The organism is Rhizobium sp. P1_B8 (genome assembly GCF_056406515.1).
Genome location: NZ_JBFTZZ010000002.1, coordinates 35,990 through 58,874 on the forward strand (window position 1 = coordinate 35,990; position 22,885 = coordinate 58,874).

14 protein-coding genes are annotated in these 22,885 nt (G+C 56.4%); 6 read left to right on the plus strand and 8 right to left on the minus strand.

Annotated features, from left to right (window positions below; genetic code table 11):
* Window positions 1–174 precede the first annotated feature (174 nt).
* Window positions 175–1,650, plus strand: a complete 1,476-nt coding sequence (locus AC1D2N_RS03965) for an EAL domain-containing protein (RefSeq protein ID WP_245484523.1) — start codon at window positions 175–177, stop codon at window positions 1,648–1,650.
* A gap of 1,576 nt (window positions 1,651–3,226) precedes the next feature.
* Window positions 3,227–3,532: a DUF982 domain-containing protein gene (locus tag AC1D2N_RS03970; RefSeq protein WP_130653752.1), complete on the plus strand. Its 306-nt coding sequence runs from the start codon at window positions 3,227–3,229 to the stop codon at window positions 3,530–3,532.
* A gap of 212 nt (window positions 3,533–3,744) precedes the next feature.
* Here AC1D2N_RS03970 and AC1D2N_RS03975 read toward each other — a convergent pair whose 3' ends face one another.
* Together AC1D2N_RS03975 and AC1D2N_RS03980 are read right to left on the minus strand one after the other, a co-directional pair.
* Window positions 3,745–4,005: a DUF4242 domain-containing protein gene (locus AC1D2N_RS03975; RefSeq protein ID WP_018246314.1), complete on the minus strand. Its 261-nt coding sequence runs from the start codon at window positions 4,003–4,005 to the stop codon at window positions 3,745–3,747.
* Window positions 4,006–4,046: 41 nt separating this feature from the next.
* Entirely contained in the window at window positions 4,047–7,574 is a 3,528-nt protein-coding gene (locus tag AC1D2N_RS03980) for an ATP-binding protein (RefSeq protein WP_130653753.1), read from the minus strand.
* 1,264 nt (window positions 7,575–8,838) lie between these two features.
* On the opposite strand from AC1D2N_RS03980, the gene AC1D2N_RS03985 reads away from it, so the two are divergent.
* The 3 genes from AC1D2N_RS03985 (at window position 8,839) to fumC (ending at window position 12,013) form a co-directional block, all read left to right on the plus strand.
* Window positions 8,839–9,867 carry a DUF4331 family protein gene (locus tag AC1D2N_RS03985; RefSeq protein ID WP_130653755.1) on the plus strand — a complete coding sequence of 343 codons (1,029 nt, stop codon included), beginning with the start codon at window positions 8,839–8,841 and terminating at the stop codon, window positions 9,865–9,867.
* A gap of 68 nt (window positions 9,868–9,935) precedes the next feature.
* The gene (locus tag AC1D2N_RS03990; RefSeq protein ID WP_130653756.1) at window positions 9,936–10,508 is read left to right on the plus strand and encodes a HupE/UreJ family protein; all 573 of its coding nucleotides are present in this window, start codon (window positions 9,936–9,938) and stop codon (window positions 10,506–10,508) included.
* A gap of 50 nt (window positions 10,509–10,558) precedes the next feature.
* Entirely contained in the window at window positions 10,559–12,013 is a 1,455-nt protein-coding gene (fumC, locus tag AC1D2N_RS03995) for a class II fumarate hydratase (RefSeq protein ID WP_130653757.1), read from the plus strand.
* A 179-nt stretch (window positions 12,014–12,192) separates the two neighbouring features.
* Here the strand turns inward: fumC and AC1D2N_RS04000 are convergent, their stop codons facing one another.
* Genes AC1D2N_RS04000 through AC1D2N_RS04015 form a run of 4 tightly spaced genes read right to left on the minus strand, consistent with a single transcriptional unit; the run spans window position 12,193 to window position 15,437 of the window.
* Complete coding sequence (locus tag AC1D2N_RS04000) at window positions 12,193–12,636, minus strand: response regulator transcription factor (protein WP_130653758.1); 444 nt, start codon at window positions 12,634–12,636, stop codon at window positions 12,193–12,195.
* A gap of 48 nt (window positions 12,637–12,684) precedes the next feature.
* The gene (locus AC1D2N_RS04005) at window positions 12,685–13,428 is read right to left on the minus strand and encodes an ATP-binding cassette domain-containing protein (RefSeq protein WP_130653759.1); all 744 of its coding nucleotides are present in this window, start codon (window positions 13,426–13,428) and stop codon (window positions 12,685–12,687) included.
* Complete coding sequence (locus tag AC1D2N_RS04010; protein ID WP_130653760.1) at window positions 13,406–14,467, minus strand: ABC transporter permease; 1,062 nt, start codon at window positions 14,465–14,467, stop codon at window positions 13,406–13,408. The genes AC1D2N_RS04005 and AC1D2N_RS04010 overlap by 23 nt, the downstream gene beginning before the upstream one ends.
* 22 nt (window positions 14,468–14,489) lie before the next feature.
* Complete coding sequence (locus tag AC1D2N_RS04015; protein WP_027687776.1) at window positions 14,490–15,437, minus strand: substrate-binding domain-containing protein; 948 nt, start codon at window positions 15,435–15,437, stop codon at window positions 14,490–14,492.
* A 388-nt stretch (window positions 15,438–15,825) separates the two neighbouring features.
* Here AC1D2N_RS04015 and AC1D2N_RS04020 point away from each other — a divergent pair, with 388 nt between their 5' ends.
* The gene (locus AC1D2N_RS04020) at window positions 15,826–21,402 is read left to right on the plus strand and encodes a trifunctional serine/threonine-protein kinase/ATP-binding protein/sensor histidine kinase (protein WP_130653761.1); all 5,577 of its coding nucleotides are present in this window, start codon (window positions 15,826–15,828) and stop codon (window positions 21,400–21,402) included.
* 45 nt (window positions 21,403–21,447) lie between these two features.
* Here the strand turns inward: AC1D2N_RS04020 and AC1D2N_RS04025 are convergent, their stop codons facing one another.
* Entirely contained in the window at window positions 21,448–22,023 is a 576-nt protein-coding gene (locus AC1D2N_RS04025) for a response regulator transcription factor (RefSeq protein WP_130653762.1), read from the minus strand.
* 128 nt (window positions 22,024–22,151) lie between these two features.
* Complete coding sequence (locus AC1D2N_RS04030) at window positions 22,152–22,778, minus strand: VOC family protein (protein WP_245484522.1); 627 nt, start codon at window positions 22,776–22,778, stop codon at window positions 22,152–22,154.
* Window positions 22,779–22,885 lie beyond the last annotated feature (107 nt).

Consider the following 22,885-nt stretch of genomic DNA (forward strand, 5'->3'; position numbering starts at 1 on the left):
ATCTATGGTGTTAATTACAGGTGGCTCATGCAAGCACGACGGTATCGCGTTATCTCGCTAGGCATTGTTCTTGCGGTCGTTGGGGCTCTCGCGCCGCTCGCCGCCATGGCTTATGCCTCTTGGTAGATCGCAATAGCCAAGGAACTGTCTATCCTTCGCGAGCATGCCGTCAGCGTGCATGAGCGCGCAAAATTCACGTTTTCCGACGCGCGCCAAGCGCTCATCGATATGAATGCGGCAAACGTCGCTCCATGCTCGCAAGAGCACATCGCGCTGATGCGCAAGATGACGATGAATACCGTATCTGTCGAAGAGATCGGCTACTTCGAGGGCGGCAAGTTAAAATGCACCTCATGGGGTATAACGGAAGCCGACATCCGCAAGGAAGGCGGAGATTATACCACTTCCAACGGCGTACAGGTGCATCTGCGAATTCTTCCGCTTATCAGCCGGGGGAACGCCATGACGGAGCTTTCCCTCGGCAGTTACAATGCCTTGGTCGTGCCTTCGAGGTTTGTCGATGTCGAGCTGCGTCCGGGGATATCACTCGTCCTCTTTAGTAATACGGGGTTGCTGATCGACGGGGTTAATGATCCCGATGTTTCGTTTGCGTGCCATCACCTGCGCAATGATGACAGCGGGATTGACGGCGAGAGGATGTTCGCGTCGCTAGTGGGTGACGGCGTAGTCGCCGTGGCATCAGAGCAGTCAAAGATGGTCTACGGTCAGCTCCGTCGCGAGTTGGCGTTGTTTCTTCCTGTAGGCCTGTTCATTGCCGCCTTCATCATGGTTATGGTCGTGGTGTTTTCTAGAGGCAGGCTGTCGCCACGTGCCGAGCTTGAGTTTGCGATCCAAAAGCGCCAATTCATCGTGCACTATCAGCCGATCGTCGAACTAGCGACCGGCATCTGCGTGGGTGCCGAAGCGCTGGTGCGATGGAGGCGGCGAGATGGTAGCCTCGTCAGGCCTGATCTCTTCATTCCGTTGGCGGAGGAAACGGGACTGATCGTGCCGATCACCGACCAGGTACTCGACGAGGTCGTTCGCGAACTGAACACTGTTCTGGTTGACGACAGAGGGCTGCACATTGCCATCAATCTCTCTGCGGCAGACATCAAGTCGGGCCGCTTCATCGATATGATAGCCGAAAAACTTCGGCACACGGGCATTCGCAACGAGCAAATCTGGTTGGAGGCGACCGAAATGGGCTTTATCGACGTCGATGCCACCCGCGCGAATTTGGACAGAGCGCGAAGGGCTGGCCATTCGATCGCCATCGACGACTTTGGCACAGGGTATTCAAGTCTTCAGTATCTTCAAGGTTTGCCTGTAGATACGCTCAAGATCGACAAATCGTTTATCGATACGATCGGACGAGGCGCGGCGACGAGTTCGGTAACTTTGCACATCATCGAAATGGCAACAGAGCTTGGGCTTTTCTCCGTTGCGGAAGGTGTCGAGACAGAAGAGCAAGCCGCCCATCTTCGCGAACACGGGGTTTCGTTCGGACAAGGCTGGCTTTTTTCCAAGCCGCTCGCCGCGAAGGACCTTCGAATTTCGGGATGCCTCAGTTGCCCAATTTGGAAAGGCTCCCGAGATCATACGGGCCGACAAATGGTAGAGACGATGCCCTTTCAGCGCCTTCGGTAACTGAGGCTGAACGCCCGCCAACAAGGTTGGCAGATGATGGTAATCTCGCCACCGGACGATCGCAGGTACCGCTACCACTTCCAGGGGACGCGGTTGTATCGCATACCCCGATGTCCATGGATAAAGGCATTCTAAATCCCGGTTTTCGAACTGGGCTACGCCTTGCACCACGGCCGAGGCGTTGGCGGGCAGCTGGTCTCTCCGCAGATGAACGGCACGGCAAGGCGCCCTCGCTGATCAGAATGCTCCCGACGTCCCTTCCATCAACTGGCAAGGTCCCGCAATAGCGCCCATGGTTGCACTTCTTCGTACCCTCGGTGCCCGGCGCACAGGCGCATGCGACTTTGGTAAGCCGAGCACTGCCATGGGCGACAAGCTCCCGAAGCCGTGCCGATGCCCGCTCCCCCAGTTGGCGCTCGTATTCGCATTGGGGCGAGAACTTCTCCGGTGTGTTGAAGCCAACCAGGCGCGTCCCTGCCCGCTCTCCCGAAACGTGGACTGTATCGCCATCAGTGATCGTGAATGCCTGCTTGGCCAAGACCGACGCAATGGGTGACGGCCGGGACGCGCCTTCGAATGCGAATTCGCCCATCTCGAATAATGAATAGAGGAGCCCAGCTGACGCAACGACAGCCACGATCATCGTGTCGCGGAGAATTCTCCTGCGCCACCATGCGGCCTCTCGTGACAGGAACGACCGTGCGTGACGTTGGAAGCGCCTGCTGTCCAGGGTCGTTCGCTGTTTCTGCGGCGCTCCTCGAATACCCGCACCTTCACCGCCGAGAATTTGGTGTAACTTGGACAACTGCCTGTCGCTCAAGCGCGTCTTGCTGCCACACCTCTCCAACCTGGCGAGCACGTCCGACAGGAAGTTCCGTTGCCACGGAGTGAGTGTTGCCTGGGCGAGCGCAGTTCGAATGCTGCCTTTGAGATGTTCCGTCTCGAACAGAACGAGTACCGCGCCACCCGGCTTCGAGTTTGAGGTGCCCCGCATTTTAGTGAGACGGCTCCGCGCGTCGGGTCGATCTCTTATAGTGAACCCAAATGGCCGCGATGACCCCTATCATGACGATGCCATACCAGCTTAGCAAAAGCGCAATCATCCATCGATGCTGGCCGACAAGAGCGAAAATCGCTGCGACAATGGCAACGTGGGCTATGAGAAGTCCAATCGAAATGAATAGCACCGAGCACAACCCTTGTTAGTGTTTTCATTCTAAACAAAACAACCAACGCCTCCAAGACGAACCTGCGTTCAGCATGAAAGCTGGTAAATGGGCGGTGAAAGTGAATGTTTCGCCGAGTCCCTGTTCCGATCCAACCAGAAACTGCCGCACTGGAGGTTGAAATCTCATCAGAATCTCATCATTAGGGCATCCAGCCATCGGCCATCATCGCAACAAAGGCCGATGCAGCTTAGGGCGCTCCGATGTCAAATCGTAGAGCGCCCGCTCCTTTCCTACGGTATACCTTCACGCCTGGTCACGTCAGGTAACCAATCGTCAATTACGGATTCCGAATATACGCGTATGGTGCTCTTTGGGGATTGCGATCCCTGCCTTGGGCGGTCGAGAACATGGACTGGGACGCAACCTCTGCATTCGCACCCGTCGGGCTGGCTCTGCGCGGCCAGCCAGTTCACAGGATAGTCCGCACCCTCGGCGACGCGGCATATATGCTGCTCAAGGACTGGCCCACCGATGACGGCGAAGAATACGTCACTGCGGTGAAGGCTTGCCTCGACGCGATCAGCGGTAAGATCGCTCCAGAGCAATTTCGGGTCGCATTCCTGCGTGCGGCCGATGAGGCGGGTATCACAGCTCTAACCGTCGTCCAGCAGCCAGTGCCCGTGCGGAGACCAGTCGCGTCGGCGCGATCCTAGGCAGGTCCTCATTTCAAACTAATACTCGTCTGTCAGCGTATCGTTGCCCTTGCGAAATCGTGCCGCGGGCCTGCCCCAGGCAAACGAGCTTTGGCAATCATAGCTTTGCAGGGCCCTTCAAAGTCCTCGCGAATAAAAAAGTCACACTCCGGCCGAAGGCAGCCCGGACGATCCCAGCCGCCTCACCACGAGCTGTGCTTGGCCGAGGAGAGCTATGCAAACATGTTGGGGCCGATCTCCCCGCTAACCTCGATGATCACATCTGCGGGAACATGGTTCCTCCCGGCGGCGGCGAGAATGGCTTCAGTGTTGGGCGCCTCGTAAAGGCAGTAAGTCTTTTTCCGGTCCGCGCTGAGAAAGGAAAAAATCCACTTCACTCCTTCCTGGTCGTTGATCAGGTTGATTTGCTCGACCCCTTCTTTCGATAAATCGAGTTGCTCTGCGAAGTTTCTTTCAATGATGTAGCGTGGCATGACGAGACCTTCTTCCCACTAAACGCAGCGAACTGCTGGTCCTAATGAATCGTTGGCTTCAGTCGCTGTTGCAGCCGGACCATTCCCAGTTCGGCCGCGGTTGACCGGGCATGCTCGAATAGAGACATTGCTCTCTTTATTGCGGCCCGGCTACCAATTTTCATTAGGAAGTCCGCATAATCTGCCTGTGTGTGCGCGAGCCACGGCCGCGAGCCGATGGCCGAGTTCATCTCGAGCGCGTGCTCAAAGTGCTTCGGCGCTCTGTCGAATTCACCCAGCGCGGCGGCCAACACTCCCAAATAGCGGCTTGCCGCGCCGAAGCAGACGGTTGCCATACCTATTGTGACGGTCATCTCCTTGTAGTCGAGCATAAGCTCATAGAGGGTCTGAGCAGCATCCGCGTCGCCGAGACCGGCGGCGACTTCCGTCAGGAACGAGAGAGACGCGCTTCGTTTACCGTCAATCGGAAGAGCGAAGCGGGTGCGGGCGAGCTCGCTCAGCCTCCGCTGGGCCGCTTCCCGATAGCCCAGATCAAAGGCGACCAACGCAAAGCCTGGTAACCACGTGACTTCCTCCGGATTCTCCTCGATCAACAATTTCATGATCGGTGCGACCTCCGACAGGCGGCTCTGCTCCCGCCGGATCGCGAACATCTGCATTCCATAGACGCCCTCGGCCGCCTCGCCAAGAGTACGCATGCCCAGCATCAGAGCTTCGTCAGCAAGCGCCTCTGCGGCGGTGAATCGTCCATCGAGGATAGCCATCATCGCTCTTGCGATACGAGCGTAGAACTGGATGTTGAGATGCTGCCGCTTGGTCCCAAGTTCGTCTAGTGCGTCAACCGCCCGATCGGCTCGGGCGCGATCGCCGAGCTCGGTGGAGACGTACGCCTCAACTGAAAGCGCACGGCTTTTCACATCGTCGTCGTCTATCTCATCCGCGAGGCGTCTTATTTCATCTACGCGAGCGAGCCGGTCGTTTCTCTCCCTGACGGACTTAACCGGTGCCGGTGTTAGGAATGGCAGAGCGGAGAGCTCCACTAACGCAGTTTTATCTCCGACCCGTCGGGCTAGTTCGATTCCCTCTACAACGTATTTTGCGGCGTTATTGCTGTCGCTCAGGTAGGTGTATCCCCGCGCAAGGCGGCTGAGAAGCTGGCACCGGGAACTCTCATCTGCTGGTTGAACCATCGTCAGGGCTTCCTTGAGAAGCGGCACGGTTTCGGCAAGCGAGTTCGAGGAGAGGAATTTGGAGCCGTCGAGACCGATGACTGCGCGAACAAAGGCCTGCGTGTCGGCCCCTTCGCGTGCCAATTGCGCAGCCAGCCTGTATTGCGCCAGCGAATCCGTCATCCGGCCAGCAGCAAAAAGGGCGTCCCCGAGCCTGAGGATCGCGGCGAGGAGATTCGTTCGCCGGACAGGTCCCTTGGGTATTCGCTCTGCGATCGCCAGGGCATTCTGGAAATGGTCGACCGCCTCATAGTTGGCTGACCTTGCAAGGGCACGTTCTCCAGCCCTCATCCAGAAGGGAAACGCGAGCTCAGTCCGCTGCGCTTTCTCGTAGTGCTGGGCGATGAGCTCGGGTTGGGTCGCAGTGACGTCGTCATACTGGTCGACGAGAACCCGTGCGATCTCCTCGTGGAAATGTCGACGGCGGCGGTTTAGAAGTGATTGATAGGCTGCATCCTGAATGAGCGCGTGGCGAAAAACCAGAGCATCCTGCAAGACGCCGTCTTCAACGACGATCTGGCTGGACTCAAGCTGATTCAGCGCCTTCTCGAGCGTTCGATCGTCGACGCCTGCGACCTTTGAGAGAAGGCCCCGATCAAATTCCCTGCCTATCACGGCGGCAATTTGCGCAATCTCCTTGGTCGTCTTCGCTAAACGGTCGAGACGTGTCATCAGCGAGCCCTGCAGACTGTCCGGGATCTCAGCGTTGAGCGACGACGCCTTTCCGCTCTCCACGACAGAGCGTGTGAGCTCCTCGATGAACAGCGGCACGCCGTCCGTTCGCTCCGCGATCCTTTCGGCAAGCTGTTCGGGAATGTCGGATACCATTGATTCGATGAGTTCGTGCATTTGCTGCCTGGTCAGGCGCCCGATGGAGAGCGTCGTCGCCTGCGCCAGTCCGCTCGCCCAATCCGCTCTCCATTCCGGGCGATGGGTCACGACGACTAGGGCTGCGATGCCATGAAGCCGGCTGACGAATTCCCGCAGCACTTCGCTGGTGGATGGGTCGATCCAATGCGCATCTTCGAAGACCAGGAGCACCGGTGCGATCTTGGCCGCAAGCAGCAAACGATTAGCCAATGTCCGGACGAGAAGTTCCTTGCGTTGGTGCGCGGAGAGATCCGGCGGTCTGAACTCGTCGCCCAAGTCGAGCGACAGCAGCTCAGCATAGATCGCGCCAACTTCGGAGGGACTTTCGCCATAGCGGCGAACTAGGGCGCGAAACTTTTCGAGACGAATGCACCGGTCATCTGCCGGGTCGAACGAAGCGACCCGGCTCAGTCGCTCGACAATCGGGTAGAAGGCCGAGGTCGCGTGATAGGGTGAACACTGCAATCGAATGAGTTCATGTTGCGTCCCTTGCAGGCGCTCTTCAAAAGCTTCGACAAGGCGCGATTTCCCGATGCCAGCCTCTCCCGACAGAAAGACCGCTTGGCCCTGCCCCGACTTCGCCAACTCCCACCGTTCGAGCAGAAGGCCGATCTCACTAACGCGGCCGACAAATTTCGAAAGTCCGCTGGCATGCGCGGCTTCGAAACGGCTATCCACCGCTCGCTGACCTCGGACTTCGAACATCGCAATGGGTGAGACGAAGCCTTTGAGGTCCTGCCCGCCGAGGCTCCGGATATCGAACGACTGCCCGGCGAGGCGGCGGGTGGTGTCTGAGACCACGATCTGGCCAGGGGCGGCCGCGCTCTGCAGGCGTGCAGCCAGGTTTGGAGTGTCTCCCGCGATCGATGCACGCTCCTTCGCGCTGCCGTCGGTGTCGCCAACGACCACGTGCCCGGATGCGATGCCGATGCGAGCCTTCAATTGCTGCGCGTTCGGAGACTGCAGGGCGTCGACGGCGGCCATTGCTTCGAGGCCGGCCCGGATTGAACGCTCAGCATGATCCTCGTAAGCCATAGGCCATCCGAAATAGGCAAGCACGCCATCTCCGAGATATTTGGCGACGTAGCCTCCGAACCGCGTAACTGCGCTGGCAACGCTATCCTGGTAACGACGTATCAACTCGTGCATGTCTTCAGGATCGAGCTGCGAAGAGAGCGCTGTCGATCCGACCAAATCGCAGAAGAGCACGCTGAGCAGTCGCCGGTCAGCCGCAGCTTCGGACGCGGTTTCGGAAGCGGCTGAAGCAGGAGGCTGTTCGGCCGGGCGTGGCTGCGCAAGTCCATTGATAGCAGCTAGAATAATCTTCCGGTGACCAAGCGAGACACCGAGCTCCTGGAGGTCCGATTCCGCGAGATGAGGGAGCGCCCGAAGATCAACGTCATTCTTGACGAAGGCTTCAGCGTACTGGCCGAGACCGAGTTGACGGAGCCAATCCTCAATCGTCTGCATCGACGTTCATTCCGCTTGCGCCTCCGGAATTCATCAGCCTGAATTCATCAGCGAGATCGGCGGCTCAATCTTATATTGCGCGCGGAGACCGTGGGACACTGCCGTGTCGATGCCAAGCCCACCATAGAGCGTCTGTAGGGGCGGTTTCGTCGGGTCGCCGACCGCGTCGCGATCGATGAAATCGTTCGCAGCCCTAGCCGCCGAGGCGCAACGTGATGTAGTAACCTTGCAGTGTCGCTCAGTCCGCTGCCGCGACACTAAGACGGAGAAATGGTTGGCTGTGTATGGCTGCCTTGGCTATTTTCCCAGATTGGGGATCCTAAAATCCATACAACAATAAATCAATTAGCTCTTAAGTAATATGACTAGACAATCCGGGTTATACAATTGAGTTAGGGGAACTTTCCGACCGACCAGGCCGCGCAAGTCCTTGGGGGGTCCGACGTTAGACTTGATGCACCACTTTATGGACTGATCGAACCATAACTTGGATCAAATTTCGATGGAATGACCTAGGCGAACGACGACCGTACAATCCATGGATCTCTTCTGGAAGGACCAGGTCCCGATCTTCGAAGTGGCCGCCCTGCACGAGACACATCCGAACACAATCTTGGATATCTATGCGGGAATTGGGGTCCACCCCATCTATGACGACCGCGGGAACGTAAGCCGCTCTTTCCTCCGTTCCGATATACCCGACGCACCCGTCGAAGTTGGTCGGCCCAAGAGGAAATAGACGCATCGCGCGTTGATATGACGTCTATCAGGCTCGCTTCGGCGGGCCTTTTTGCTCTTGTTGTCAGCGCTGACCGCTGGTTCAGGATCATACCTATCACGGAAAATCAGCAAACCTTGAATCGAGTTCCAAATTCGACGCGAGAAGTCATTGACACGAAACAGCTTTTAGAATTGCGAATGACTCCTAGGTGCAACCATCTCCGAACCATCTGCGGTAAGCGCGAAGTCAGCGGGACCTCACTGTGACGCGTTGGTGTGCAGGGCTCTGTCGGCGTGTGCTAAGCGGAGGGCGAATGAAATAGCGGCACCAGACCTGTCGCTGACCAACGACCGTTGATCGCCGCTTCGCGGCAAGGGGATTAGGACCTCCCGCATCCAGGCAACGCGTCTTCCCTCTCAAGGCAAAGGTGGCGCCCGATACCATCGTGTCGACGATACCAACGTCCAATATGGCAGTCGTCGCAACGAGACTAGCGTCACGAGGGCGGGGCTTAGGACGGCTTGACGCGAAGATCGGACGTCCTTGGCGAGGGTCGCAAACATCTCGATGCCGCTTAAAGTTGAGGAGTTGTCAGTTATGTCGCACCACTACTCAGGTCCGAATTTTGGGTTTCCTAGCGGTGACGCGAGGCTCGATTTGACGGACATTTATGCGTTCCGCTCACCCCTTCGCGGCGATGCTTCGGTCTTAGTGTTGAACGCTCACCCCTCCACAAACTTGACTACGTTAGAACCGACGACCACCGACCCGTTCTCCCCTGATGCCGTGTACGAGCTAAAGATAGATACTGATGGGGACGCGGTAGCGGATATTGCGTACCGAGTGCTCGTATCAGGTACCCAGGAATTCGGGACGACGGCAATGGTCCGACGTGCCGAAGGCATCTCGGCTGCTGGAACTAGCAACGAGGGAGAAATATTATTTCGCAACGCCCCGATCTCGACCGGGCACAAGGCATGGATTGCCGAGTCGCAAGGCTACCGGTTTTTTGCAGGATGGCGCAGCGATCCATTCTTCTTCGACACGCTCGGCGCGGTGAATGGGCTGAAATTCACCGGCCACGATTTCTTCATCGACAAGGACGTTTGCAGCATTGTCCTGGAGATACCGAATTCGAGGCTAGGCACCCGCCCCCTTTCCCTTTGGGGATGTGTTTCACAGAAGGTAGATGAAAGCTGGGTGCAAATTGAACGAGGCGCGCGACCTCAGCAGGCCGTCTTTCTTCCAGGTGACCAACAGGAAGCATACCTAGCGGCAGGGCCCGCGAACGACAGTCAATTCATTTCAGCGCTGGCCCATTCACTTGAACATGCCGGTGGGTACTCTGCTGTCGAAGCTGAAAAGGTCGCGAGGTCCCTCCTACCCGACGTGATGTTGTACGACCCTGCACGGCCGGCGGTTTTTCCTACCAACGGAAGATCGCTTACCGACGATGCAGCGGACGTCTTTCTAAGCATCCTTACAAACGGAAAGATCATCAGGGACGGCGTCGGCCCTCACGAGGACATCACGTTGGAGTTCCCGCACCTCGGCCCGCCCCATCGTACGTGATTGCGGGCGTCGGAAGATGCTAAAACAGACGAAAGAACCGTGCCGTCAATCCTAAAAGGAGCAAGACAATGAGAGTTTTCTCTGTAGCAACGATCGTGTTGTTTGTGGCCACGACGTCGGCGTCCGCGCACACAGCCGGTGGATCAGCCTCTTCATTTCATGCCGGACTAGCGCACCCGATCTCCGGCCTCGATCATGTGACAGCCATGATCGCCGTGGGGATGCTAGCCGCTTTCAAGGGCGGTCGCGCGCTCTGGCTCTGGCCGCTATCGTTCGTAGGAATGATGGCTATCGGCGGTGTTCTTGGGTTTGGACATGTGCGGCTTCCCTACGTTGAGATCGGAATAGCCGCCTCCGTCCTGATACTAGCGCTGATGGTCGTGTTGTCGATCGTCCCGTCCCTGTGGACCGGAGCAGCTCTCATCGCTGGGTTCGCAATCCTTCACGGTCACGCGCACGGCAGCGAACTGCCGCACTCTGCGAACGGGCTAGCCTTCGCGCTTGGCTTCTCAACTGCGACCATCTTCCTCCATTCCGTCGGGATTGGCTTGGTGGTGGGGTGGAAGGCGATCGCGCGATCGCCAACCAACGTCCCCGTCGGATATTTCGCGACGTCGTCTCGGAAGCAAATCGCATCGTAGCGGTCCCAGCAGGCAGGAAACTATCACTAATGCACGGAAGGAGCAGGTCGATGGAATCGACACGCGAGATGTTACTAGCCGAGCTCCCAATTGGGATATCGGCAACCGGCAAGCGAACGGAGTTCGATTCAATGGGGAAGACTGAGGTTCCTGCCGACCGATACTGGGGTGCTCAGACTGAACGATCCCTTCATCACTTCGACATCGGCGAGGACCGAATGCCAAAGGGCGTTTATCACGCTTACGGCTATGTGAAAAAGGCCTGCGCGCTGGTGAACGCGGAAAGCGGCCGACTGCCCAGGTGGAAGCGGGACGCGATAGTCCGAGCCGCGAACGAAGTCATCGCAGGCTCGCTCGATGATCATTTTCCGCTTTATGTGTGGCAGACAGGATCTGGCACGCAGTCGAACATGAACGTCAATGAGGTAATTTCCAACCGGGCCATCCAGCTCCTAGGTGGAACATTGGGATCGCAAAGTCCCATCGGGCCAAACGACGATGTCAACATGGGTCAGTCGTCCAACGACACGTTTCCGACTGCAATGCACATCGCGTCTGTCACAGCGATCGATGACGTTCTCCTTCCGCGATTGGAAGAACTTGCTGGCACGATCGAACGCAAAGCCGAAGGGTGGATGGACGTAGTAAAGATCGGGCGGACACATTTGGAGGACGCCGTTCCACTCGCGGTTGGACAAGAATGGTATGGCTGGGCGGGGCAACTTCGCGGTGCGATGGCAGAGATCAGTGCGTCGCGGGATGGATTGTATGAGCTTGCCATCGGTGGCACCGCAGTCGGGACCGGCGTCAACGCACCGAAAGGATTCTCTCAAGCCGTGGCTGGCACGATCGCCGAATTGACCGGCAAGCCGTTCAAGACAGCGCCGAACAAGTTTTCGGCGCAGGGCTCCCTTGACGCGATGGTCAGAAGCCACGCAGCGCTGCGCGGATTGGCTGTAGCTCTGATGAAGGTCGCGAACGATATTCGTTGGCTGGCCTCCGGCCCGCGGTGCGGCCTTGCCGAGCTAGTTCTCCCTGCCAACGAGCCCGGCTCGTCGATAATGCCGGGCAAGGTCAATCCCACGCAGTGCGAAGCGTTGATGATGATCTCAATTCAAGTGCTCGGCAACGATTCCGCCGTCGCCTTTGCAGGAAGCCAGGGCAATTTCGAACTCAATGCCATGCGTCCTATAATCATCAATAATTTTCTCCATTCCGCTCGGATCTTGGCGGACGGCTGCGAGAGATTCCGCCGCTACTCCGTCGAAGGAACCGAGTTGAACGCGGCGAAAATCGCATCCTATGTGGAGGGAAGCGTCATGCTTGTAACAGCTTTGTCCCCGGCCATTGGATACCAAAATGCCGCGCACATTGCCGAACGGGCGATCGCCGAGGGGATTACCCTCCGAGCCGCGGCTTTGTCGTCGGGCAAAGTGGACGCTGCGCTGTACGATATGGCTATCAATCCTCTGGAAATGGTGGGGACCGGCTTGGCAGGAGCATGAGCTCATAAACTGTGACAAGCTTCGGACCCACATGGGTCCGGTGTCGACTGGATCGGTTCTCATGTTTCGTAGCTGCAATTCGCCAGATGACGCGTCCCTGCGGTCGGGAGCAAGTAGCAGGCGTAGCCACAATGTCACAATGTCCTACTCGGTGTTCGAGAAGCACGTTCATAAAACCATCAGGTCTTGGCAGGCGACGAGGCACCCTTCTGAACCGTTTCCCACGTTGCGAGCGCCGTGCTCACCGTTTTCAGTAGTTCAGCAGTGTTAATCGGCTTCGTTAAGAATCCCACGGCGCCTGCATTGATCAGGGTGTCAACGCGCTCGTCCTCGCTTCCAGACACGAGAATAGTCGGGATGTTTATCCGTTCCGCCGCCATCAGACGTTGAAGCTCCAATCCATCGAGCTCTGGCAAATTAATGTCCAAGATCAAGCAACACGGGCACGGATTGGCGCTGGCTGCCAAAAATTGTCCAGCGGACGAAAACGCCACGGGCTTCCATCCAGCAATCTGAAGCAGATGCTCAAGAGACTCGCGGACGGACACGTCGTCGTCAACGATATAAACAATCGACGTCGTCTGATCGTCTCCCGAACTCGGTGCACTTGGCTTCGCCGTCATTCTGGATCCCTCCTATGCCTCCGATCTGCGTTTGGCTTGGGTCATTCTTCAAATGATACCTGCCATCATCCTCGTGAGTTGGGCCTCCGTTAAGTCCGACTTGTCAAAAGTTCCAACCTGACGCCCAAGAAATAGCACAACAAACTTGTCGCCGATCGCATATGCATGCTGCACGTTGTGCGTGACGAGGATTATCCCCACTCCAGCCTCCTTCGCGCGCCTTATATGCCCGAGCACCACTTCGACTTGCCTGACCCCGAGAGCTGATGTGGGTTCATCGAGAATGAGGATACGACTGCCAAAATAAAGAGCCCGTCCTACCGCGACGCCTTGGCGTTGCCCGCTGGAAAGCGCGCCTATAGGAAGTCGTACGGCAGTGGCGCCAACGCCAAAGTCGCGCAGTGCCTCCTCAGCCATCGCGATGGCTGCCTTCGAGTTGAACCTTTGAAACGGCCCCCAACCGATGGTCGGTTCACGCCCAAGAAAAAAATTTCGATACACCGGCATCATGGGCACCAAGGCGAGGTCCTGAAAAACAGTCGCGATACCTCTGTCGCGCGCTTGCGCGGGCGAACCTATCTTAACATCGATCCCACTCACCCGTATCGTCCCAAGGTCGGGTTTTTCCACCCCACTCAGAATGTGAATCAACGTGGACTTGCCCGCTCCATTGTCGCCCAGCAGACAAACCACCTCACCGCACCGGACGGAAAGACAGACGTCCCGCAAAGCCGTTACATCCCGGTAGAATTTTGAAACGTTCACCGTCTCAAGGTATGGTTCGCCGAGTATCGCCGCTCCTCCTTGGTTTCAACGCTTGCAGTCTCGTATAATTATTTACGAGCACGGCAAGGAGCAGCACGACGCCGAGAAACGTCATGAACCAAACGTCGGGCAACGGCGTGAAGAAGAAACCCTGTTCGACCATGCCAAACAAAAGCGCGCCCAAAAGCGAACCAATAGGCGAACCATAGCCGCCTGTCAGGAGAGCGCCGCCGATAACTGCGGCTGTCACAACCTCGAATTCCCGGCCGATTGCCGCGTTCGCATCGCTCTGATTTATCGCAAATATGTCCAGCGCAGCTACGATTACAGTCGATACTGCAACCGCGATATAGAGAGACACTTTCACTACCCCCACAGGAATCCCCAACTGCACCGCGGCACGTTGGTCCCCTCCCGTCGCGAAAACCCAGTTGCCGAAGGCGGTTTTTTCGAGGACCCATGCGGCAAGAATCGCAGTGAAGAACCACCAAAGGAGAGATACTGAGAAAGGGCCGACGGAAGCCGAGAACAGAAATGACAAACCAGGCGCGCTTGCGTGATCGCGGACGCCGTCAATCGTCGTTGTGCCGACAAGCATCCGAAGCCCGCCTTGGGCGATGCCTCGAAGGATGAATAGCGTGGCAAGTGTTATGATGAATGAGGGCAGCTTAGTCTTCACTACCAAGATCCCATTGACCGCCCCAACGGCTGAGGCGATGACCAAGGCGGCTAGGAAGGCGCCGGCGAACGGCCAGCCGTTATACACCATCAAATAGCCCAAGATCGATTGGCTAAGTGCAACGTTCGCTCCCACAGAAAGATCGAATTCCCCTGCAACGAGCAGTAGTGTCACGGGCGCGGCGATAATTCCGATCTCGGCTCCAACTTCAAGATAATTGCGGGTCATTGGCAACGTCAGGAAGCCAGCTTCGCCGGTGAAGAAGGCGAAAGAGCTGAAAACTACTACAGTGCCAACTAAAGCGGTCAATTCAGGGCGGGCGAGTAGCGAAAACCTGTTTCTTGCCCCAGCACTCTCGCCGCTTCCTTTCTGAGAACCTTCCTCCATATGAGGCCCCCAACGTTCGTTTTCAGGGACCAGTCGACTCGACCCGATTGACGTTATCTGGTGTGATAACCACGGGACCGGTAATCAACCTTTCCTCGGCCGGTTTGATCGCTCGGCGCACGTATAAAGCTAGCATAACAACGGGATAGTAGCCCTGCGCGTATTGCTGTGCATCGAGGGCGAAGTCGAGCTCTCGGGCCTTCAACGACCGAATTGCACTAGCCGTCATATCAATGGTGCCCCAGTGAATGGCCCGCGCCCTTTCGCCGACGTCCGATCGAGCCTGCATCATCGCCGTGATGCAGCAGCCGCCAATTGAGAAAACAGCGTCGATCGATCCATCTTTTTGCAATTGCGACTCCGTGATCGATTTGATCCGATTGGAGTTATTGAAATCCGAGAGCGGGATTTCTGCCAATGTCGCCTTTCCTTTGAAGGTTTTAATGAACCCGTTGGTACGTGCATCGAGGAAAGGGAGCGCGCCAGGAGGTGCAGTAATGATAAGCGCTCTTTTGGAGCCGAATGCATTGAACTGTGCAGCGCCCATCGCGCCCTGCGTGCCGGGGTCGTCGCCAACAAACGCAAGCGCGCCAACACTATCTACCTGATCGCCGCCCTGGTTCACGAGCACCACTGGGATGCCAGCATCCGACGCTTTCTTGATGGTGGCGTTCAAAGACGCTGGCGTTGGATCGGAGACGACAATTCCATCAGGTTTTGCCGCGATCGCAGCTTCCAAATTCCGGCGCTGCTGGTTGGGATCATTGAGATTGTTCTCCACCCCTCGATACTGGACTGTAACGTCGAGTTCCCGTCCCGCCTCCTCTAGTCCTTTGATTACGCTCACCCAATACGTGTCGGACGGCGGAGAGTGGGTTACCATTATGATTGTGGAGTTAGCGAATGCGAGACCGTAATTCACGAAAACAACCGTCGCAACGATGACCGCGAATGAAAGTTTCCTGATCATAAAATCCTCCCTCACATGTAAACCTGTGCTTCAGGGGGCCGAAAGTATCAGTTTTCGACCGATCGGATGTCATGTTCCATTTCTCGGAAAAACAGAATATAAAGGTAGCTAATCACTGTGTCAGTATAACGCGTCGCTCTACCGGTGCTGCATAAGTGTTAGGTGGCCACGGCGCTGAAAGAACTAACGCTACTTCATGCTTTGCGGCCAGACCGTTGGCTTGAGCTTAGCACTGTTTTTAAGCCAATGCTCCTGAAATAATTCGGGCACGTTTCAGATTTTACATGTTGTTGCCGCCAACAAAAGCTGGACGGCGATGGCTGAACTTTTGCTCGTGCTCTTCTGAAAGTGCCCATACGATCAGTTAGCGGAATGTGGAGCGTGACGGATGGATCCCCAGACCCCGCTTGGCGCGCGCGGAGACGGTTCGATTCTCCTTTGGGAAGATGGCGATCGCGTTCTCTCCCGAGAGATCTTTTCGGATTGTGACGGGGGTCCTGAAAACCTCCTCACCTTGCGGTTAAACACACCATTCCCTCGGCCGGCGAGCCTGGCGCAGCTCGAAAACGAATATCAACTCAGAGACCACCTCGAAGGCGAATGGGCAGTACTACCCCAGGAGCTTGTTCGAGAGCGGGATCAGACGATGCTAATTCTGGCAGACCCAGGTGGCGAGGGGTTAGATCGCACACTTGGAAAACCAATGCCGATCGCGCAGTTCCTTGATTTGGCGATACAAACCGTCGCTGCAATTAGACAAATGCACCGAACTGGCCTGATCCATAAAAACCTCAAGCCGATCCACATTTTGGCCGGCGGCGCCAGTGCTGGCGTGCACCTTACCGGTTTTGGCTACGCTACTCGCCTGCCTCGCGAACGCCAAGCGCTGGATCCTCCAGAGGCAATTGCCGGAACCCTGCTCTACATGGCACCGGAGCAAACGGGCAGGATGAACCGCTCAATTGACTCTCGCAGTGATCTCTATGCACTGGGCGTGATCTTCTATCAAATGCTAACAGGAGAGTTGCCATTCGCTACGTCTGATTCTTTAGAATTGATGCATTGCCACATTGCTCGGCCGCCCGTTCCGCCGCATGAGCGAGTCCCCAGTATCCCAGTCACGATTTCGGATATTGTGACGAAGCTGCTCGCAAAGACGGCTGATGAACGGTACCAAACCGCTGCGGGCGTCGAATACGATCTGGGGCAGTGTTTGGCCGAGTGGCGGTCCAAAGGACGTATAGATCCGTTCGCGGTGGGCTGCCGTGATATCCCTGATCGCCTAATGATGTCCGAAAAACTCTACGGGCGGGAGTCGGCAATTTCATCCTTGACGGACTCCTTCGGTCGCGTTTCAACCAGCGGCGTTCCGGAGCTGATCACGATTTGCGGCTACTCGGGCGTCGGAAAATCTTCAGTATTCAACGAGCTACAGCGAATTCTTTTGCCATCTTGGGGGATATTCGCGCCCGGAAAATTCGACCAGCAGAAACGCGACGTTCCATATGCAACCGTTGCCCAGGCGTTTCAGAGGCCTATCCGCACCCTCCTAAGCAAACACGAAGCCGAATTGGACACCTGGCGTCAGGCGCTGCAGAAAGCACTGGGGACACAGGGAAGTCGTTTAGTCGATCTCATGCCCGAGCTTGCACTGATCATCGGGCCACAGAAGGCAGCTCCCGATCTTTCGGTCCAGCAGACCCAACAGGCTTTCCAGATTGCGCTCCGCCGTTTCGTGGGGGTGTTTGCGACGGCGAACCATCCTCTCGTCCTATTTCTCGATGATCTTCATTGGGCCGATACCGCATCCCTGGATCTCCTCCACGATTTGATGACGCATTCCGAAGTACGGTACCTTTTGCTGGTCGCCGCTTATCGAGAAAGGGAGATCGGCGCTGGCCATCCACTTCTTTCGACACTGACCTCGATTCGAGAAGGAGGGTTCGAAAGTCAGCAGATTGTTCTGGGGGGTCTTAGTCGAGGTCATCTCGAACAGTTTCTCGCCGACACCCTGCATTGTGATGACTCACAGGTAGCGACGCTCGCTCAGATCATGCACGAGAAGACTGACGGTAACCCTTTCTTTGTAAAGCAATTTTTGATTGGCCTCACCGAGGAAGGCCTGATCACCTTCGATCCCGGCAAGCTTAAGTGGTTGTGGGATCCCGGTGTCATCAGGCGCAAGCAATATACCGCAAACGTTGCCGAGCTGATGGCAAACAAGCTTGGTCAGTTGCCGGCGGAGACACGTGTCGCCTTGCAGAGGTTAGCCTGTCTTGGCACCAGCGCGACGACTGCGACATTGTCATTGGTACTCGCAAAGTCAGAGCGTCAAGTCGATGCCGCGTTATGGGAGGCAACCCGGCGTGAGTTCCTCGAACACAGCGAAGGCTCTTACCGGTTCATGCACGACCGGGTGCTGGAAGCAGCGTACTCGCTCATTCCACAGGAAAACCGCGCCGAGACTCATCTTCACATTGGACGTCTTCTGGTCTCGCAAACCCCGGCCGAGCAAAGAGAAGAGATCATCTTCGACATAGTCGCTCATCTAAACCGCGGAATAGAATTGATTAGTTCGAGCGTGGAACGAGAGAAACTTGCTGAACTAAATTTGATGGCGGGGAAGCGTGCGAGGGCATCAACGGCCTATCACCAGGCATTGAAGTACTTCTCGGTCGGCGCATCGCTTTTGACGAACGAAACATGGGAAAAACATCACGAGACCGCGTTTGCTTTGGAATTGTACCAGGCTGAATGCGAGTTCCTTGTCGGCGAAATGGAGGCTGCGGACGATCGGCTAGCCCGTCTCTCGCCGAGATCCGCGAACATACTCGACCGCGCGAGCGTCGCATGTCTACGCATCGATTTGTACTCTACCCTCGACCAATGCGATAAAGCCGTCGGCATTTGTATCGAGTATCTGCAGACTTTGGGAGTGAATTGGACGCCCCATCCTCAAAGGTCTCAGGTTAAGCGTGAATACGACGAAATTTGGAAGAACCTTGGCGATCGGACGATCGAAGAGCTCATTGACATGCCGTTGATGACCGACGATGCAGCCCTCGCGACATTAGATGTCCTTACGCGCGTACTACCGTCGGCGCTTTTCGTCGATGCGAACTTTATGTCACTAGCTATCTGTCATTCCGTCAATATCAGTCTCGAGCGAGGCCACGGCGACGGGTCTTGTGTCGCGTACGTCTTTTTCAGCAAAATAGCCGGGCCACAGTTCAACGACTACAATGCTGGATACCGGTTCGCGAGCCTTGGTTATCATCTGGTGGAGAATCGCGGTCTTGAGAGATTTCGAGCCCCTGCCTACCTCTGGTATGCGCAATTTTCACTCATGTGGATGAAGCATGTTCGTGAAAGTCGGGACGTGATCATCCGAGCATTTGAGACGGCGACTAAAAGTGGGGACCCAACCTTTGCGGTATATTGCTGCGACAATCTCAACACTAATTTCCTCGCTGCCGGCGATCCCCTCGTAGAAGCGGAACGCCAGGCCGACTTCGGCTTGGAGCTCGCTGAACGCGCGCGTTATGGCCATATCGTTGACATCATGAAAGCCCAGCGCGGCGTCGTAAGAAGCCTGCGGGGTCTCACTGACCGGCTTGGCTCATTCGATGACGGACAAGTGGCTGAAAGCGACTTTGAGGAGCGCTACGCGCTTGACCCTTCCACAAAGCAACCCGAGTGCTGGTATTGGATACGAAAGCTACAGGCGCGTTTTTTTGCCGGGGAGTTTTCCGTTGCGTTGAACGCGGCGATGAAAGCGAAAGAGTTACTCTGGACTTCTGCAGCAATGTTCGAAGTCGCAGAGTATCATTTTTACGCTGCTTTATCTCTCGCTGGAACGCTGCGCGAAAGTGGCGCCATTGTCACGAAGGCGGATATAGATGCTCTAGCGGATCATCACAGACAGCTAGTGGCGTGGGCTTCGAATTGTCCAGAAAATTTCGAGAATCGGGCCGCTCTAGTCGGCGGCGAACTCGCAAGACTTGAGGGCCGCGATTTCGATGCCCAGCGCTTTTACGAACTCGCAATTCAGTCTGCTCGAGCAAACGGTTTCCTTCAGAACGAAGCGATAGCGTATGAGACTGCCGCACACTTCTATGGCGCCCGAGGCTTTGCAGAAATCTACAATTTTTATCTCAGGAAATCGCGAGACTGTTATCTACGATGGGGTGCACTAGGAAAAGTTGAGCAACTAGATTTGCGCTACCCCCAATTATCTGATGCCAGGGCGCATCGTCTAGCCAGCACGGAGGCGGGAACTGACGGCCGCTCAGACCTAGCGGGCGTTGATGTCGACGTCGATGCTGTGCTTAAAGCATCGCAGGCTCTGTCGAGTGAAATTTTACTCCCACGTTTGGTTGAGCGCCTGATGACCATCGCCATGCAGACCGCAGGCGCCGATCGTGGACTTCTGATCTTAACCAACCCGAGCGATTACACAATCGAAGCCGAGGCGCTGTTGGAAGGCGAGTCGATCGTTCTGCGTCGGGAAGATCTTGCAGCTCCATCAGTTCCTCGGTCGATCATCCGATATGTGATGAGGACACAAGAGACGCTGATTGTCGACGATGCTGCCGAGCACCACCTGTTTTCCGACGACCCGTATTTGACCGTGCAGAGCCCGCGGTCGATCCTTTGCGTTCCGCTCATTCGTCAAGGCTCTTTGAGTGGCCTGCTTTATCTCGAAAACCGTTTGGCATCGCACGTTTTTACAAGCGATCGAGCGCGACTATTAGAGCTTGTGGGCACGCAGGCTGCCATCTCGCTGGAGAACACTCGACTTTACGGGGATCTCCAAGAGCGTGAGTCTCGTATTCGCCGCCTCTTCAACGCCAATATCATCGGGATATTCACTTGGAACCTCGACGGAAGAATCACTGATGCCAACGATGCATTTCTTCAAATTGTTGGATATCAAGGTGAGGATCTGAGCGCAGGTAACATGCGCTGGAAAGGCCTAATGCCCGGCGAGTGGGATCCAGAAACCGATCGCGTCATGGACGAAATGAGCGCGACCGGCGTCGCTACCCCCTTCGAGGGTGAGTACGTCAAGAAAGACGGCACACGCGTTCCTGTTCTAATCGGTGCCGCGCTTTTCGAAGGGCGATCAATGGAAGGCGTTGCGTTTGTTATCGACCTTACGGATCGCCGACAAGCCGAGAGACTGGCCCGCGATAATGAGAGACGCTACCACGAGAGCCAATTGGCCCTTGCCCATGCGAACCGCGTCTCCGCAATGGGACATTTGGCGGCGTCCATAGCCCATGAACTGAACCAGCCTTTGTCGGGCGTGGTCGTCAGCGCGGAAACTGCGATAATGTTGCTAAATGGCGAGCCAGACTTACCGGAAGCCCGAAAGGCGCTAGCTCGCGTCGTGCGGGACGGCACCCGCGCGGGTCAGGTTTTCGGCCGGATCCGTACGCTGATCAAGAAAGCGCCTCCGCAGAAAACCACCCTCAATATCAACGATATTATCGAAGAGGTGATCAGCTTAACGGGCAGCCAGGCGGCCAAGAATGGTATCTTGCTGGAAGCCAAACTCTCTAAGGGCTTACCGCTTCTTGAAGGCGATCGGGTTCAGATGCAGCAGGTCGTATTAAACCTGATTATGAATGCACTCGATGCCATCAATGAGGATGGCGGTGCGTTGGGCGAAATCAAAATACATTCGATGGAATCCGCGTTGGGCGGTGTTCACATATCTGTCCAGGACTCAGGGCCGGGAATTGACGAAGACAACTTTGAACGGATTTTCAGTGCGTTCTACACTACGAAGACCGACGGATTGGGCATGGGCTTGTCGATTTGCCGGTCGATTATTGAATCGCACGGCGGCAAGCTGTGGGTAGCGGCAGGCGTTCCGAAAGGCGCGGTTTTCAATCTTCTTTTTCCCCCCTCTGTTTGTGTTACCGCCACGCCGCCCGTCGACGAGGCCGATGGCGATTGAAGCGTTATCTCGCGAGACGATGGTTTCCGATCTCCTTATGACGGATCAGTTCACCCCGTGTTGATCGAGATATCGTTGCAGGGACCGTCGGTGCATCGAGAGACGCCGCGCGGCGCGGGAAACGTTGTGATCATAAGCTGCATACACGCCGACGATATGGTCGCGTCTAATCTGCTCAGGGCGCGCAAGGCAGCCCTTTGCAACCAGCGCTTCGAGTTCGTCTCCCAGTACCAGGCCGACCAGCAGTGCGACCGGCATAGATTTTGGGAAAACGTCGAGAGCGCCGAATTTGACGGCGCACACGGTCACCTTGAGATCGCAATAATCCGTAGATACGAACACTTTGCATGAGGGCTGGCCAGTTGCGAGCGCTTTAATGACCTCAAACCCGCATCCGTTGCGCAGTTGAACCTCGACTATTGCAAATACCGGATGGACACTTGCTCCGATGTCCAAAGCTGCAGCTTGATCATGAGCTATGAAAACAACGACGCCTCGTTCGCGAAACTCGGACGCCAGAGGACTGTCCATATCAACCTGTGGATCGACGATGAGGACCGTTGGCGACGTCGTCGATCGGTCGGACTTGGCGATGCGGCATAAGCTGACGAGATTGTTCATGGTCTGCTCCTACGATGAACGCGCGCGTCCGAAATTGCCTGGCACACGCGTGATGATCAGATTGGACCCATCCGCCGATAGCGATGGTTTCACCGGGGTCCGAAAGCCTACCGCCTCGTTTTTGGGTATTATTCGCCCGTGCCACGTACGGCTTCGGCAAGTTCCGGCGTAAACCGCTTCGAGCCGAGGCGACCGGGAAGGCGAGCCGTAACTTCCTGTACCGTCCATTCATTCCCGTCGGGATCTCTGAATGACATGAAGGAGGCGTAGCTTTTCCGTTCCGGGTTCATGCCGGCCACCATCCCAAGGCCATTGGCATGGTGGAAAATTCCTCCAGCATCATGAAACGGCTCGCCGACGGGGATACCATGCTCCAGCAGCCTGCGCCGCGTGCCCTCCAGGTCCGTCACGACCAGATGAAGGCCGCGCGACGAGCCTGGCTCTGCCGCAGTGACGTTTTTTCCAAACATGACCGAGCAGCCGGAGCCAGGCGGAGTGAACTGGACGACGCGGTAGTCATCGCGCAGGACATCGATGTCAAAACGCCAACCGAGGCTCGAATAAAATTCCTTGGCGCGGTCAACGTCCGTCACGCCGATCACAGCAATTTCCAGCGCCATTGATGATGCTTCCTCAGCGAGATCCGACTTTTGTCCCGCAGGGTTCCTTGCGTCCAACATAGCCACCTCCAACAAATTCCGATCTTCTTCGTTCGATCCGCCGTGGAGGATAGCGTCAATAGTTCCCGCTTCCATTGCACTTAGGTATCAGCCAATGGCACCGCTAAAGCGCTCGCCGTCAATCGTACACTCGTCCAATACGCTCCCGCCAGATTGCGAGTAATTCTCAAGTGAAATTTGCA

Excerpts from the sequence above, each read along its gene's own strand:
- AC1D2N_RS04030 (WP_245484522.1), bottom strand. The coding sequence starts at position 22,778 with ATGGAAGCGGGAACTATTGACGCTATCCTCCACGGCGGATCGAACGAA.
- AC1D2N_RS03980 (WP_130653753.1), bottom strand. The coding sequence starts at position 7,574 with ATGCAGACGATTGAGGATTGGCTCCGTCAACTCGGTCTCGGCCAGTAC.
- fumC (WP_130653757.1), top strand. The coding sequence starts at position 10,559 with ATGGAATCGACACGCGAGATGTTACTAGCCGAGCTCCCAATTGGGATA.
- AC1D2N_RS03990 (WP_130653756.1), top strand. The coding sequence starts at position 9,936 with ATGAGAGTTTTCTCTGTAGCAACGATCGTGTTGTTTGTGGCCACGACG.
- AC1D2N_RS04000 (WP_130653758.1), bottom strand. The coding sequence starts at position 12,636 with ATGACGGCGAAGCCAAGTGCACCGAGTTCGGGAGACGATCAGACGACG.
- AC1D2N_RS03970 (WP_130653752.1), top strand. The coding sequence starts at position 3,227 with ATGGACTGGGACGCAACCTCTGCATTCGCACCCGTCGGGCTGGCTCTG.
- AC1D2N_RS04020 (WP_130653761.1), top strand. The coding sequence starts at position 15,826 with ATGGATCCCCAGACCCCGCTTGGCGCGCGCGGAGACGGTTCGATTCTC.
- AC1D2N_RS04025 (WP_130653762.1), bottom strand. The coding sequence starts at position 22,023 with ATGAACAATCTCGTCAGCTTATGCCGCATCGCCAAGTCCGACCGATCG.
- AC1D2N_RS03975 (WP_018246314.1), bottom strand. The coding sequence starts at position 4,005 with ATGCCACGCTACATCATTGAAAGAAACTTCGCAGAGCAACTCGATTTA.
- AC1D2N_RS04010 (WP_130653760.1), bottom strand. The coding sequence starts at position 14,467 with ATGGAGGAAGGTTCTCAGAAAGGAAGCGGCGAGAGTGCTGGGGCAAGA.
- AC1D2N_RS04015 (WP_027687776.1), bottom strand. The coding sequence starts at position 15,437 with ATGATCAGGAAACTTTCATTCGCGGTCATCGTTGCGACGGTTGTTTTC.